The organism is Pelotomaculum sp. PtaB.Bin117, assembly GCF_002067195.1.
GTDB lineage: Bacteria > Bacillota > Desulfotomaculia > Desulfotomaculales > Pelotomaculaceae > Pelotomaculum_D > Pelotomaculum_D terephthalicicum.
The window spans coordinates 1-13,873 of sequence record NZ_MVQM01000131.1 but is presented as its reverse complement, the minus strand read 5'-3'; the positions used below and the strand labels follow the sequence as shown (position 1 = coordinate 13,873).

17 protein-coding genes and 2 pseudogenes are annotated in these 13,873 nt (G+C 45.8%); 18 read left to right on the top strand and 1 reads right to left on the bottom strand.

Annotated elements, in window-relative coordinates; translation table 11 throughout:
* The 18 genes and pseudogenes from A4E54_RS09305 to A4E54_RS09220 all read left to right on the top strand — a co-directional run.
* A partial coding sequence (locus A4E54_RS09305) for a hypothetical protein (RefSeq protein ID WP_286725780.1) occupies positions 1 to 214 on the top strand: 214 nt, incomplete at its 5' end.
* A 303-nt stretch (positions 215 to 517) separates the two neighbouring features.
* Positions 518 to 586: pseudogene (locus A4E54_RS15910) on the top strand (hypothetical protein); the annotation flags it as partial.
* Positions 587 to 780, top strand: a pseudogene (locus A4E54_RS09295) (IS21 family transposase); the annotation flags it as partial.
* Positions 781 to 1,107: 327 nt separating this feature from the next.
* Positions 1,108 to 1,980, top strand: coding sequence for a CRISPR-associated protein Csx14 (locus tag A4E54_RS09290; protein ID WP_286725778.1), 873 nt, complete (start codon positions 1,108 to 1,110; stop codon positions 1,978 to 1,980).
* A 126-nt stretch (positions 1,981 to 2,106) separates the two neighbouring features.
* A complete protein-coding gene (cmr1, locus tag A4E54_RS09285; protein ID WP_240083665.1) occupies positions 2,107 to 3,282 on the top strand; it encodes a type III-B CRISPR module RAMP protein Cmr1 in 1,176 nt (391 codons plus the stop codon).
* Positions 3,282 to 5,120 (top strand): type III-B CRISPR-associated protein Cas10/Cmr2, encoded by a 1,839-nt coding sequence (cas10, locus tag A4E54_RS09280; RefSeq protein WP_240083664.1) that lies wholly within the window; start codon positions 3,282 to 3,284, stop codon positions 5,118 to 5,120. The genes cmr1 and cas10 overlap by 1 nt, the downstream gene beginning before the upstream one ends.
* The gene (locus A4E54_RS09275) at positions 5,120 to 6,286 is read left to right on the top strand and encodes a type III-B CRISPR module-associated Cmr3 family protein (protein ID WP_286725775.1); all 1,167 of its coding nucleotides are present in this window, start codon (positions 5,120 to 5,122) and stop codon (positions 6,284 to 6,286) included. The genes cas10 and A4E54_RS09275 overlap by 1 nt, the downstream gene beginning before the upstream one ends.
* Complete coding sequence (gene cmr4 / locus A4E54_RS09270; RefSeq protein WP_286725773.1) at positions 6,283 to 7,122, top strand: type III-B CRISPR module RAMP protein Cmr4; 840 nt, start codon at positions 6,283 to 6,285, stop codon at positions 7,120 to 7,122. The genes A4E54_RS09275 and cmr4 overlap by 4 nt, the downstream gene beginning before the upstream one ends.
* Positions 7,115 to 7,543 (top strand): type III-B CRISPR module-associated protein Cmr5, encoded by a 429-nt coding sequence (gene cmr5 / locus A4E54_RS09265; RefSeq protein ID WP_240083661.1) that lies wholly within the window; start codon positions 7,115 to 7,117, stop codon positions 7,541 to 7,543. The genes cmr4 and cmr5 overlap by 8 nt, the downstream gene beginning before the upstream one ends.
* Complete coding sequence (gene cmr6, locus A4E54_RS09260; protein WP_240083660.1) at positions 7,540 to 8,649, top strand: type III-B CRISPR module RAMP protein Cmr6; 1,110 nt, start codon at positions 7,540 to 7,542, stop codon at positions 8,647 to 8,649. The genes cmr5 and cmr6 overlap by 4 nt, the downstream gene beginning before the upstream one ends.
* A 22-nt stretch (positions 8,650 to 8,671) precedes the next feature.
* Positions 8,672 to 9,946 carry a TIGR02221 family CRISPR-associated protein gene (gene csx2 / locus A4E54_RS09255; RefSeq protein ID WP_240083659.1) on the top strand — a complete coding sequence of 425 codons (1,275 nt, stop codon included), beginning with the start codon at positions 8,672 to 8,674 and terminating at the stop codon, positions 9,944 to 9,946.
* A gap of 26 nt (positions 9,947 to 9,972) precedes the next feature.
* Positions 9,973 to 10,422, top strand: a complete 450-nt coding sequence (locus tag A4E54_RS09250; protein ID WP_240083658.1) for a helix-turn-helix domain-containing protein — start codon at positions 9,973 to 9,975, stop codon at positions 10,420 to 10,422.
* 41 nt (positions 10,423 to 10,463) lie between these two features.
* Positions 10,464 to 10,877: a hypothetical protein gene (locus tag A4E54_RS09245; RefSeq protein WP_286725769.1), complete on the top strand. Its 414-nt coding sequence runs from the start codon at positions 10,464 to 10,466 to the stop codon at positions 10,875 to 10,877.
* Positions 10,878 to 10,967: 90 nt separating this feature from the next.
* Complete coding sequence (locus A4E54_RS09240; protein WP_240083656.1) at positions 10,968 to 11,429, top strand: TM1802 family CRISPR-associated protein; 462 nt, start codon at positions 10,968 to 10,970, stop codon at positions 11,427 to 11,429.
* Between the two features lie 130 nt (positions 11,430 to 11,559).
* Positions 11,560 to 12,144 (top strand): hypothetical protein, encoded by a 585-nt coding sequence (locus A4E54_RS09235; RefSeq protein ID WP_240083655.1) that lies wholly within the window; start codon positions 11,560 to 11,562, stop codon positions 12,142 to 12,144.
* Positions 12,145 to 12,372: 228 nt separating this feature from the next.
* Positions 12,373 to 12,558, top strand: a complete 186-nt coding sequence (locus A4E54_RS09230; RefSeq protein ID WP_134216076.1) for a hypothetical protein — start codon at positions 12,373 to 12,375, stop codon at positions 12,556 to 12,558.
* Positions 12,531 to 13,106: a hypothetical protein gene (locus A4E54_RS09225; protein ID WP_286725764.1), complete on the top strand. Its 576-nt coding sequence runs from the start codon at positions 12,531 to 12,533 to the stop codon at positions 13,104 to 13,106. The genes A4E54_RS09230 and A4E54_RS09225 overlap by 28 nt, the downstream gene beginning before the upstream one ends.
* Before the next feature lie 55 nt (positions 13,107 to 13,161).
* Complete coding sequence (locus tag A4E54_RS09220; RefSeq protein ID WP_240083653.1) at positions 13,162 to 13,446, top strand: helix-turn-helix transcriptional regulator; 285 nt, start codon at positions 13,162 to 13,164, stop codon at positions 13,444 to 13,446.
* A gap of 230 nt (positions 13,447 to 13,676) precedes the next feature.
* Here A4E54_RS09220 and A4E54_RS09215 read toward each other — a convergent pair.
* The coding region (locus A4E54_RS09215) for a hypothetical protein (protein WP_286725762.1) at positions 13,677 to 13,873 on the bottom strand (197 nt) is incomplete at its 5' end.

Sequence of the window (13,873 nt, the reverse complement as noted above, 5' to 3'; positions counted from 1 at the left end):
GAACGTCGAACGTGTATTAATCAAAAACCAATATTGTAACAGTCATCCTACCATTGACAAATCTTTTCAGGAGTTGATGACTGTGAAAATCAAGAATATTACGAGCAGCTTTTTGAGCCGTATCCTGATGTCGTTACATTGGATGAATTCAGAGCTATGTTGGGCGGCATTGGAGAAACCACGGCACGAAAGATTTTGCATGGGAACCATATAAAGTACTTTTTTATCCGCAGTGCCTATAGGATACCTAAAGTATGGGTTATTGAGTATGTATTAAGCGACCATTATGCCCAATACCGGCAAGAGCTAAAAGTACAGGTTTAGTAGTAATAAAACTGATGAACAAGAGGACATAGGTTTGCGCTTATGTTCTCTTCTTTATGGAAATAAATCCATATTGTTGATATAATTTATATATTCAACAATGTTGTTTTCATTGATATTATATGGAGGTTCTTTGATGCCGGATGTTAATGAACTTTTAAATAATGCAATTAAAGAAACAGAGAACTGAAATCAAGGGGAAGTTTTCCTTGTAAGAGATTTATTCAAAGGCTATGAATGGAACTGTATTGTTCGTAAGTAAAAAAAGATAATGCAGGGCAGTAAGCGGGAAGAACAGGAACAATTCATAGCCCTTAGAACCCATTACCTTTATCAGGCCAACTTCTGTAGACCGGGTAAAGGCAATGAGAAAGGTGAAGTCGAGAAAGCGGGCAAGAGGCGGTTAGAAAGTTCTTTGTTTCTTATTCCGATGTGGGCCCTTTAGAGGAATTAAACTAATACCTGCATAAAAAGTTTGTAGACCTTCAACCCCCACTGATTTGACGGCGAAACTCAAGAATTTGTTTGCCGGTGTTCTGGAAAAGATGCTTGAGGCCGAGATGGATGAGCACCTCAGCTACGAGAAAAACAGCGTTTTGGTGATTGTCATATTTTCCTCGCTAACTACAAGTAGAAGTTTTTTCCGAAAAAAGGTACATTTTTTGTCCTGAGCCATGTGTGTTAAAAGAGACCCCTTCCTTTCACATTAAAACAGTTTTAACACATTATGTGGAAATGATATGTAAATTTACTGATTTAATGTTCATTTGGATGGTGAATTGCATGAATGCTTTTGGGGAACAGGAAATATTAATTGCAACTGTTGGTACGGAGCCACAGGTTATTACCTTGGTGTTAGACTCACTTCTATTAAAAGGATGTAATATTGATGAAGTAGTATTGTTCTATACTCAATCTCCATTGGTAATGGGTGGAATAGAGAAAATACAACGTGAAATAGAATCGGAATTTTACCCCAAAATCATTTTAAGGTCGGTTTTGATTACCGGAGAAAAGACTGCCCTGGATGATTTTCGCACTGCCAATGACGTTAATAGCATGCTTAAAATTATTTATAAAGTCATAAAAGATTACAAGCAAAAAGGCGCAAAAATTCATCTGTCTGTATCCGGAGGCCGAAAGGTAATGGGTATTATGGCAATGGTGGTAGCACAAATACTTTTCAGAGCGGAGGACCGATTGTGGTATCTGATCACTGAAGGCTGGAAGCCAGGGAATAGTCAAGACATGCATATAAGTAATCTTAACAGCCATTTGCTTATCGAAGTTCCTGTAGTGAGATGGGAAGAATCCTCATTGCTGTTGGGAATGGAAGAGTTTGCCTCTCCGCTGGATCTGATACGCTGGCAGGAAAAACTGATCGATAACAAGAGGATGCGGCGCAGGAGGGAATTTGTTGAACACTGGTTATCCAAGGCCGAACGCCAGGTAGCCCAATTGGCTTGCCAGGGATGGGACAATGCCATGATCGCTGGATATCTGCATAAGCAAGAACGTACGGTGGTCAATCAAATGACCAGTATTTATGGAAAAATGCATGAATGGTTAGAATTTCCCGACTGCCGAGTTGAGCGTAGCGTGCTGATTGCGGAATTGGCGCCGTATTTTGCTTTGAGGACAGACGATATCGGTTAGATGCTTTTAAAAAGAGTTAAATTTATGACTAGGTTACCATGCTTATTGGCACTGATGATGATATTCTTGGCAATAAGACAGCAGTTTATGAAACCAATACCTTAAAAGCAAAAGAGGTGATTCCCTATGAAAAGAGCGAAGAAAATTGAAACCATATTTAAAGTGACAACTCCTATGTTCATGGCCGGCAACAGTCAACAGCAGGCTGAATTCAGAATTCCTTCCTTATTGGGGGCGCTGCGCTTTTGGTACCGGGCCACCGCTCCCGGGAATTTGGCTCTAAATATACCTGCCTTACGAAAAGCCGAAGCCAAGCTGTTTGGCAGCACCGGCACCGGCCAGGCCGGATTTTTGGTCAGGGCGAACTCCGGTCAAATAACGATAGCTGATGCTGACAAGGCCAGGTGGGCACAGAATAAGCATGGGATATGTTATTTGGGCTATGGAGCAATGAATTTCAGAGGTGAAGTGCAAAGGAATTATATTCAGGAAGGTTCTACCATCAGCATTAGCTTCATTTTCCGCCCGCCATTAAAGGATGCGGATGTTGAAGGTCTGCAGCGGGCCATAAAAGCATTGTCCCTGTTTGGCGGGATGGGGTCCAGGTCAAGGCGCGGTTTTGGATCGGTAACATTAACGTCGCTAAAGGATGAGGAAGGAAAAGAACTTTGGAGACCTCCGCGTACCCGGGAAGAATTGCATAATGCCATTCGGGAATTTATCACGTCTATTGGCATCAAAAATATAGCTGGCCTGCCGGTGTACACGGCGTTTACCTCCTCCAGCAGGATTATCCTGTCGAAAACCAGCCAGAATCCGATAAACTTGCTGGACAGCATCGGGCGGGAAATGATCCGCTACAGAAGTTATGGGAGAAGAAACAAGGATGGAGATCATACTCTGCCCGGGAGTAAGGAAAAAGCGGAACAATTCTTTGCTCCCGATCATGACCTATTGCTATCTCTTAATCAAAATCCTGATCCGGGAAAACATCCCAGACGGGTAGCCTTTGGATTACCTCATAATTATTTTTTCGGATCAACTCAGGTTGATATTACTGGAGAACAAAGCGAGCGCCGCGCCAGCCCGTTGTTCATTCACATTCATCAATTGGAGAAGGAGTATGCGGCAGTGTTGGCCTGTCTGCCGGCAAAATTTTTGCCGGACGGGGAGCACATAAAAATGGTGGTCCGTAAAAACAAACAAATATTAACGGAATCAAAGGCTCCCTGTAATTTTGACCCTCGGGTAATCTCGGATTTTCTGGCCAGAATTCCTGAGGCGCTGGAGGTGGTGATTTAATGCGGTATTTTCAGTTTACTCTGGGACCGGTGCAGAGCTTTGTGGCGCAGGCCCGGCGGACCCGGGATTTCTGGGCCGGATCGTTTCTGCTCTCCTACCTTACCGGTCAGGCCATGCTGGCGGTCTTAAAACATAGCGAAGGAGAGATTGTGTTTCCCGCCATAAGAGATACTGGGGGCAATATTATCGACCCTCTGCTGAAGGCCCTAGCAGTTGGGCAGGAAGGCAAACTCAGTCGTTTTCCAATTGTCGGCAGCATTCCCAACCGATTTTTGGCTCAGGTACCGGATGATTTTAAAGGGCAATGTTGTGTAGAGGCGGTTAATAAGGCCTGGCAAGCCATAGCAGAGCAGATATGGGAGAAATACGTGGCCCCGGTTGCGGGGCGGGGCTGCGGTACCGAAGAAATATGGAACCGGCAGGTTAAAAACTTCTGGGAAATGAGCTGGGTATTCGGGGAGGATGCCGATCTGCTCGACCGGCGCAAAAATTGGCGCAGCCATATTCCCCCCGAAGAGCCGGGCGATAAATGCACTTTGATGGGTAACTGGCAGGAGCTGTCCAGTTATATGCGGATAGGGGATAAAGGCAGGCAGCGCAGATTCTGGGAGAAATTGGGCGATAAAACGCCGGGAGAAGACCTCCGGAATGATGAACGCCTTTGTAGTATTGCGCTCATAAAAAGGCTGTTCCCCCATGTATTGACGGGCAGGGCTGTTGTTTATTATCCGTCAACGCCTTATTTGGCGGCCGTTCCCTGGTTGTCAGGCATTATCAGCGATCCCGCGAAGCATGAAACCGCCCGGAGGTTGGTCGGGTCCGCCCACCCGAAAATGTTGGGGCATGAAAACAGCGCCGCTTTCTTCAATAAAAACGATCTCGATGCTGAATTGGGTAAATTTTTTGACCTGGATGGAAACTGTTTTTTCCAATCCACCTTGGAAAACGATAACCTATGGCCGAATGATGTATCCAAGGAATGCCGCCGCCATATGGCAGAGCTGCTCGAACAGTTTAAGACCGAAGCTGATCCCTTCTACGCTTTGCTGATCATGGACGGCGATCGGATCGGCAGCCTGCTGGATCAGGAAGACAAACGGGTCGATATCAGCCGGGCCCTGTCAAACTTCAGCGGCCGGGTAGAGGGGATCATAAGTGGGCACCAAGGGGTAACCGTATATGCCGGGGGCGACGATGTGCTGGCCCTGCTGCCCATGGACAAAGCTCTGGAAGCCGCGGCGGTCTTGCGCGATTGTTATACGAAATGCTTTACAACCGTGGGGATCAAAGCCACCATATCGGCGGCCATTGTTTACGCCCACCACCATGCCCCCTTGAGGCAGATTATCGGCAAAGCCCATCAGGTTTTGGATGAAGAAGCCAAGGAGAAAACCGGGCGCGATGCTTTGGCCGTTGCCGTATGGAAGACCGGGGGAACGGTCATCAACTGGTCGGTACCCTGGGAGGTGCGGCATGCCGGGGACGATAAAGTATCTGTGATTGAGAAAGTAAATTCGTTAGCCGGTCAATACGGGAGCAAGCAATTAAGCAACAGCTGGCTATACGGCATCCGACGTCTTTTAGGTAATTCACGAGGTAATTATTTCGAATTGCCTGAAAAGATCGATATTCCAAAGTTATTAGCAGCTGATTTGGCCCGGAATAGGGAAATGGATATTTCCATCAAGAAAGCCGAAGAGTTGGCACAAGACTTGCTATCCATATGTTTAAGCCAGAGGAGGAATAGCGCGGGCGAAGTCGTGGTAAACAAAAAGGCTTTCTCCCTTGACGGAGCATTGTTCATCAAATTCCTGGCGACAAAGGGGGTGGCGTTATAATGACTGTGCAATGGCAGTTTAAAGCCCTGGATACTTATTTCTTCCGCGGAGCAGCGCCCTTTCATGCCGGTGAAGGGGGACAGGGCGGGCAGGACAGCGTTTTTCCTCCCCTGATGTCCACCTTGCAGGGGGCGATACGATATCAACTGGCTTTGAGCCAGGGATGGACGCCGGGTGATGATCGTTTGCCGATAGAATTGGGAGATAGTGATAGTCTGGGAGATTTAAGACTGAGCGGTTCTTATCTGTATTATGATAACAGGTTGCTTTTACCGGCACCGCTTTTTTTACTGCGTTTGCACGATGAAGCGCCCAAAAGGACCAGCTACCATCGCCTGTTTCCCGGCGATAAAGTTTCCTGCGATCTTGGCCAGGTCAGACTGCCGGTTATGCCGGCTGGAGCACGTGGATCAAAACCCATGGATAAATACTGGCTTTCGGTTGCAACTATGGAAAAAGTGCTGGCCGGCGGGGTTCCGGAAGATGATGATTATACCGCAATGGTCGACAAGCCGGCTGGTTGTATCCCCGTCAATGGAGTCACTTGCAGCGATCAACTCTGGAAGAGTGAAGCCAAGGTGGGGATCGGGCGTGAATCCGATACCCGAACCGCTATGGATAAAAACCTTTATGCCATTAACACGGTCAGAACAAAAAAACAGGTGTGGGTGGTGGTCGGCGTTGAGGGTATTCCCATAGAGTGGAGCCAAGCTGTAAGGCAAAAAAACGATATTGTGAATTTGGGCGGAGAAGGCAGGATGGCTGAACTAAGCATAGTGGAAGATTCGATCAAGTTGCCGGTTATGCCGGAATTGACTGCGGTGAACGGCAAAATACTTTTTACGGTAACCTTAATCACACCCGGTTATTTTGGGAATCAAGGGCAGACGCAAAAGGCGCTCAAGGATTTAAAACCCTGGATAAATTACACCTGCATAACCGCCTGTGTCGGCAGAGCCAAGCAGATTGGCGGTTGGGATCTTAAGGTAAATCGTCCCCGTCCTCTGCGGTCTTATATACCAGCCGGCAGCACCTGGTTTTTTGAAGCCAATGCATCTGAAGCCAGCGCAGTTGCTGAACTGCATGGACAATATATTGGAGAAAAGTCGAGCAATGCGTACGGCTACGGTCAGATATTGATAGGAAGATGGGAGGAGAAGATATGAGCGCAATTATTTTGGGTTTGTTAGCAGAAACCAGTCTGCATCCCGGCAGCGAATCCAGCGGCGGGGTGGTGGATTTACCGGTAGCCCGGGAGGCGACTACATCATATCCGGTTTTAATAAGTTCAGGCTTGAAAGGTGCTATGCGGGACGCCTATGAAACAGAGTGCAGGCGAAGGGCTATTGAAGACAAAACAGATCTGATATTCGGCGCCCCCGACGGGGCCGGGGGCATATCCCTTACGGACGGCAGGCTGCTGCTGCTCCCGGTCAGATCCCTTAACACCAATTACCGCTGGGTCACCTGCCCCTATGTATTGGAACGCTTTCAAAGAGACCTGCAGTTGGCCGGATTTAAACAGGAATTTGGGCTCCCGCAGCTGAAGAAGGCCCAAGCCATAGCGGTCGGCAGCAAAAACCTATATCTAGAAGAGCTGTCCTTTGCCGTCAGTCAAGATGAAAAAACCATCGAAATCGTGGCAGAGGCGATCAAGCCGTTGGTTCTCCACCAAGCCGTACAAAAGCGCTTGGTCAATCAATTGGTTATCGTCAGTGACGATGATTTCAAGTATTTTGCCGGTTCCGGCCTGCCGGTCAATGCCCGCAATGTGCTCGACAAAAAGAGGAAAACCAGTACTAATCTATGGTATGAAGAAATCATTCCGGCCGATTCCCTTTTCTATACCCTGCTGCTGCCGCGTTTGGGAAAGGAAGCGCTGCTGCCGGAATTGCTGGGTATGTTCGACGACCATCCTTATTTGCAGATCGGAGGTAATGAGACCATCGGGCAGGGCTGGTGCGCCGTATCCTGTTGGAAAGGGGGGCAGGCCAATGGCTAGGACGCTGGATCTGGAGCGGGCCAAAGATTCTATGAAAAAAGTCAATAGGATCTTGGACGACGGTAAGCTCAGCGAAGATTGGAAAGACAAATACGCCGGCTATGTTGAAACTCTTCCGGCCACTATTGTGAATTGCGGCTTAGGGCAAGCTGCGGCGACACTGTTGGCTGCATCCAAGAAAAAGGACGGCAAATTTGAGAACGATCCTCACTATCGTCTTTATGAAGATTTGCAAGACTGGCTGTGCCGGGGCTTTACTGAAGCGCCTTATCAAGGTGCGGATAAACTGATGCAGGCCATAACCGCAGGCGATAGGCACTCTTACATTCATGCCCGGGTCGAAGCTCTGAAATGGCTGGAATGGCATAAAAAATTGGCGGTGGCCTACCTGAAAAAACAAAAGGAGGGCGATCCGTCATGAGCTTGCCTTTATACGCCCAAGCCCGAGATGATCTAAGCAAGCTTGAAAAGCGCCCCGATTGGGCTAATGTCGGCCTGTGGTATAACAAGATGTGTAATCGTTGGCAAATAGATAAAGAACAATGGACTTTGGACAAAACCAAAGAGAAATGGATTTCATCGGTAACCGGGAAAAAATGTGGTGAGGAATCGATATTGCATGAAGCAATATCGCGTTACTCAACACTGGTCCGATCATGCGGCGGAGAAGTAAGAGTATATCGCACCGCCAGCCGTTTTGTAACCGGCCTGGGTAATGAGCATCCGGTGGAAAACGGTTTCACCTGGCATCATACACTGGGAACCCCATACCTACCGGGATCTTCGGTGAAAGGGGTATTGCGGGCTTGGGTACAGCACTGGTTGGATATGCCTTTATCTGAGGTTAACCGGCTGTTTGGACCGGAAAAGGATAAAAGTGAAACGGCAGCAGGAGGCCTTATTGTTTTCGATGCTCTGCCGGTGCGGCTGGTTCAGCTGGAGATCGAAATAATGACTCCGCATTATGCTGAGTATTATCAGGATACAGGAACTGGGAAGCCACCAGCGGATTGGTATAGCCCGGTACCCATTCCCTATTTAACGGTAGTCAAGGACCAGTTGTTCGTCTTTGGTCTGGCTCCCCGTAAAGAGTCAGCTATTGATCTGCAGCAGGTTTTTAGTTGGATGGACCAAGCTCTGGCAACTATCGGGGCCGGAGCAAAAACCGCTTCCGGCTACGGCTGCTTCCAGCCCGAAAAGAATTATAATATTCCGGTATTGGAGCTAAAGCAGCGGTCTGAAGCCCTTAAAACTGCGGCTGCCGCTCAACCTATGTCCCCGATCCGACAGGAAATGGACCAGGACGGATACACAGACCCCAATGTGGATATTTTTATGAAAGCTATGACAGTGAAATGGCTGGATCGAATGGAAAACAACGATACTTCGGGGGATGACCGCCGGGAGATTGCCCGTTTGCTGGCTGAGTGGTATCAAAAAAACAAGTCAAAAGATTGGGAAAAGCCCACAAACAGCAAAAACCAGGCCAAAGTTGAGCGTATTAAAGTCGTTTTGAACAGCCATTAGAAATGATGAAAGGAGGCGCCTTATGGCCAGAGTACTGGTGACCGCCCTGGGCACAGGCCGATTGATTTCAAAATCTCATGACCCAGCTGACGCGCGGCCTAGTCGGAAATATGATTCAGCCACCTATGTTATAAAAGATGGGGAATCAAGCGCGGAATACACAACAACCTTTATTGCCGAAGCATTGATAAAACACTTCGCAATTGAGCGGGTTTATGTAGTCGGTACGGCCAAATCAATGTGGGAAGAATTATATGACACCTTCAGCGGCGACGACCGTGATGATGATTATTATTTGGAACTAGGGCGGATGATCGACGACAGCCGATATGATCATTACCCCTATGATCGGGGCTATTTAAAGAAAGTCGAAGCGGCGCTGGATAAAAAGCTGGGTTGCGTCGGCTCTGGCTGCTATCTTATTCAATATGGACTTGACCGGGAGGAGTTGCTTAGCAATTTTACTATTTTGATGCAGATAGGCGAGCAATTGCAACCTGGGGACGAGTTGTATGTCGATATCACCCATTCTTTTCGTTCTCTATCTATTTTCCAGTATATGATGACCAGCTTTATAGAGAATCTGAGTGATAGAGATATTAAAATCGCAAAAATACTCTATGGGATGCTGGATATCGTAAGGGAAATGGGTGGAAAGGCCCCGGTTGTGGATTTAACTTTAATCAACGAACTCAACCACTGGATAAAAGGGATTTACGAGCTTGAGCAATATGGCAATGGCTACCTGGTCGCTGATTTACTAAAGGAACAAAAATCGGAATTGGCAGCAAGTATTGAGGACCTGTCAGATAGGATCAACATGAATTTTTTAAAGGATATTAGAAATGAGCACAGACGTAAACTATGGAAGGGATTGAAGAATGTTGACGGCCCCGACAGCGTGGCTGTTTCTGCTATAGAACGCTCTCTAAAGAAGTTTAACAATGATCAACCTGAAGCCTATTTTCAATTAAACCTGACATTGTGGTTTTTTGAGCAGAAGCGTTATGCGGCCGGCTACATAACCTTAACTGAGGCAATCATCACTAAGCTGTGCGAGGGAAAGATTATTAACATAAATAGTTGGAAAGAGAGACAAAAAATCGTCAAGGCCTTCATAAATAAAGAATATGATGATTCATATGGATTAGTTGAATTATATAAAAAAGTAAATCAAATACGAAGGCTGGTTGCACATTCCCAGGGCGGCAGTGAAGATCAGTATCGTTCCGCGGTCGCCAATTGTATCAAATACTGCGATCAGGCTAAGCGAGCTTTTCAACAAATGGACGGATAAACAGTGTAACAAAAAGGTGATTGATTTTGAATAATGATCAGATTGCACAAAAATCCGTAACGCTGCTCTCTCCCCTGGGATTGTCTCCAGGTTTGCTGTATTCCGCCCTTATGACTATTAAGCCGCAGCGCTTGGTGCTTTTAACATCAGCAGAAGGAGAGCATTCTTTGGCGGAAATAATCCGGAGAGCGGATTACCGTGGGCCGGTGGAGGTCGTACGCGTGGATGATCCGTTTAATTGTTTTAACCAGGCCGGTCAAAAGGTGGATGAGGTGTTGGATTTAATAGGCCGCGGCCCATGCGTGGTGAACATCACCGGCGGCACTACGGCCTTGCAGTTTATCATTCAGCGTGCCGGTTCAGCATTGGAAAACAGGGGTGTTCAAGTACATTATGCTGCTCTGATCGACCGCAGGGATGTTCAAGCCCAAAAAGATGATCCCTGGGTAGTGGGTGAACTGGTCAGGGTTATGTAGGAATTCGCGCTTGCTATATTATGAAAGACGGAGGTGATATAGTGAATTTACCGTTATTAACCGCAAGGATTGGACGGGCCTGGGCCGATGAGGATATTTTCAGCGTGCTGTATCAAGAACCCAGACTCAAGCAAAAAGAAGATAAGCGGCCATATATAGTTTTTATGACCTTTGATTTATGCAAAAATGAAATTGATTTTGGGGACTTACTACCATACAACAGTGAAGCAATCAGACGCTATAAATATTTTGGCAATAACAAGGCGGCGGCCAAACAATTTCATGTGGTAAGGGAAGGCAAAGACCTTTATTATCTTATAGGCTTGTGGCAGAATCTCCGCGAATTATTGGAGTCAAATGATCTAAAGACCTTGTCAAGCCATTTGCTTGAGCTAAACCGCGCCGGTTTAATCGAGGCAGCAACCTGGTTCTGGAAAAATGGCCTATGTCATTAAAAATCCGGATCTGGACTTGCAATATGACGGCAAAAAAAGGTTCGTACACAAAACACCGGCCAAAACAGAAGAAATCACTATGAGACACTGGTGAAAAAGGCGGTAGGGGGAAGCCCCGGGGATCAGATTGCTTTGATAATACCACAAATTAAAACAAAGGAAGGCAAACTCATTGAAATTGCCACCCATGACGATTATCTGGAATTAATCAAGCGCGTTCATAAGCTAGAGGAAGAGAGCAACGAAAAGATCGCCAAAACTAATAGAAAAGCCGTAAAAAAGCCCGAAGCCTGCTATATTTGCGGCTTAAAAAAAGATAGTTTGGCCTGCGCAGCCTACTCGACCAGACTAAGAAGAGACGGTATTAACAAAGTTTTTACCACCACCACCATTAATTATGCCAAGAATATCGAAGCGGAAGGTTATGAACACAATTACAGTTTCTGCAAAGAGTGTTTTGACGATTTGCGGCAAGGGGAAAGAGTGGTGCTCAACCGTTTGAGCACTCGCCTGGCCGGGGAAAGAACCTTTATTCTTCCAGAAGGCTGTTAAAAGATTTTGAGTATGAAAATATCAGCGAAATAAAACGTGAAATTGATTTTGTCTTTAAGCCCCAAGAGGCTGAGAGCTGGATCAACGGCATTGGTGCGGAAACCCGCTGGCTGATATAGAGCATTTTAATTTGAATTTTATTGTTTATTATACGGACAGCAATTCAGTGACGGTTTTGCAGACCATCAGCGACGTGAACAGCGGATTTTTAACAGAAATAATAGAGGCGTTTAAGAAACATTTGCTGACGGTAACCGACCATTTGAAATATTTCTCCCTGGGTAGCATTTATCGTGTTATACTGGTGAAAACCAAGAAAATTGGCAGCCAGACTAAACAAGTGGATTCGGGCCGCGTTTTATCCTTTTTGATTATGAAAGGTTTGGCCGTGATATTGCCATCGACGAGGGTAGCAGCTTCACCAGTAACGGCTACATCCGCAGTACGGGTGACAGCTTTAGCGAGATATATAACGGCAGGGACATCCCGGAAGAATACAAGATTTTTTCGTATCCCAAGCCGGATATTCCAAAACAAAAATCACATAAGGATAAACCCCATTCATCCCGAGACGAGCGGTAAACCAGCAGGGATGACACGTACTCTGCATCTGGACAAAGACGCAGTTGGGCGGCTGGCGGCGGAGACCATCATGGCTCCTTCCTTCCACCTACGCCTTTTCCGACGAGTCGCTCAAGCGTGGAAAGGATGTTAACGACTATTTGAGAATAATGTTAAAGGGACTGCATGGGTAGGAGCGATAGCAATGAGACAAAAAACAGCAAGGAAGAGAATAAAACAAAAAACACACTTTCAAAGAATTGGGGTATAATATTATAGCAAGCTTAAATGAATAAATGGTATAGAGGAAAATTTACTTATGAATGTTCGCGTGCTTTGATGTATAATAATAGTAGCAGGATAATTGAAAGAGGTGATTCCTATGGCAACCGTTTCATTTGACAAGAATATTGTCGTAAAGGAACCGGAAGCAATAGAAAGACTTGTTGAAGTGCTTTCGTCATCAAAGGAAGCAAAGCCAATAAACAGAAAACTTGCTTCCGATGAGGCTATGGCAAGGGGTGAGAAGTTATTAAAACAGTGCTTATCCCACTCGAAACGTTTTTAGAAATGACTTCCGAAGAAACAGTAAAGGAAGTCATTTCTACTTTTTATTGTTCTAAAGATCATGATATAGAGAGTTTTTTAAAAAATGAAAACAAAGCTATTTTATACGAGAGAAAATTTAAAAGTCGTACATATCTTATTTTTGATGAAGATGGTTTAGAAAATGGAAGCTTTGTTCTTCTAGCATATTTTACGATTGCCATACAAACTTTAAAAATTCCGAATGGTACGGCAGTGTCTCAGATAAGAAAACTGGATGGTCTGTATGCCAAAAAGGGATCCGAAGCACTAACGGAAATTCCATCATATCTTATTGGTCAACTAAGCAAGAATGATAAGCATGCAGATAAAATAGCTGGCGATGAATTATTACAATATGCCCTTTCGGTGATTAATAAAGCACAGGGAATTGTCGGCGGGAGGGTAGCTTTTATCGAATGCCAGGACAGGCCCCAATTGATAAGCTTCTATACCAGAAATGGGTTTAAATACTTCAGAAAAGACCCGGATGATGGTTTAGTTCAAATGGTAAGATTATTAGATAAATAGAAAATATTAGATTTAATTCTCGGGTGACATCGGGCATTTTTTAGAAGGTGTGACAATGAGTAAGCCAGGAGCAAAGTTTTCCGAAGTGAAAGAGCTTTTGATGAAGGACGAAGAATTCAAAGCTGAATACGAAAAGCTGAAACCGCGCTATGATGTGATTTCGCAAATCATTGAAGCGCGAACCAGCCAAAATATTACCCAGGAAGAATTGGCGCTTCGGGTTGGGACCCAGAAGTCCAATATCAGCCGCCTGGAAAGCGGAACGTACAATCCATCCCTGGACTTTCTGTCTAAGGTTGCCCGCTCACTCGGCAAAGAGGTACAGGTTACGTTGAAATAACGTATTTTAAAGAAAAAAGAAGAATGAATAAATAAAAAATAAGAATACAAAAAGAAACGACAACCATGGAAGTTGTCTTTTTGGTGGCGCGGAAGGGAATCGAACCCCCACGCTCTTGCGAGCAGTAGATTTTGAGTCCCTCAACTTCACCGGAAGCATCGGGAATGTAACGTACTCTACCGGAATCCTCAGACCCCCAAAAACCTTGTGTGATGGGCGTTTGCGGCACTTCACACCCTGAAATCCGCACCACTCCAAGGCTCTCTCAAAAGAGAGATTTTGACATAGATTTTGGACGTTGGAGGGATATTGGAGGGATATTCAGGAGGGATACCCAGACCATCTGCCGTCGGAACGTCGAACGTGTAGTAATCAAAAACCAATATTGTAACAGTCATCCTACCATTGACAAATCTTTTCAGGAGTT

What these genes read in the sequence shown, in the direction of transcription:
- A4E54_RS09290 (WP_286725778.1), top strand. Translation starts at nt 1,108, where the DNA reads ATGAATGCTTTTGGGGAACAGGAAATATTAATTGCAACTGTTGGTACG.
- cmr1 (WP_240083665.1), top strand. Translation starts at nt 2,107, where the DNA reads ATGAAAAGAGCGAAGAAAATTGAAACCATATTTAAAGTGACAACTCCT.
- cas10 (WP_240083664.1), top strand. Translation starts at nt 3,282, where the DNA reads ATGCGGTATTTTCAGTTTACTCTGGGACCGGTGCAGAGCTTTGTGGCG.
- A4E54_RS09275 (WP_286725775.1), top strand. Translation starts at nt 5,120, where the DNA reads ATGACTGTGCAATGGCAGTTTAAAGCCCTGGATACTTATTTCTTCCGC.
- cmr4 (WP_286725773.1), top strand. Translation starts at nt 6,283, where the DNA reads ATGAGCGCAATTATTTTGGGTTTGTTAGCAGAAACCAGTCTGCATCCC.
- cmr5 (WP_240083661.1), top strand. Translation starts at nt 7,115, where the DNA reads ATGGCTAGGACGCTGGATCTGGAGCGGGCCAAAGATTCTATGAAAAAA.
- cmr6 (WP_240083660.1), top strand. Translation starts at nt 7,540, where the DNA reads ATGAGCTTGCCTTTATACGCCCAAGCCCGAGATGATCTAAGCAAGCTT.
- csx2 (WP_240083659.1), top strand. Translation starts at nt 8,672, where the DNA reads ATGGCCAGAGTACTGGTGACCGCCCTGGGCACAGGCCGATTGATTTCA.
- A4E54_RS09230 (WP_134216076.1), top strand. Translation starts at nt 12,373, where the DNA reads ATGGCAACCGTTTCATTTGACAAGAATATTGTCGTAAAGGAACCGGAA.
- A4E54_RS09220 (WP_240083653.1), top strand. Translation starts at nt 13,162, where the DNA reads ATGAGTAAGCCAGGAGCAAAGTTTTCCGAAGTGAAAGAGCTTTTGATG.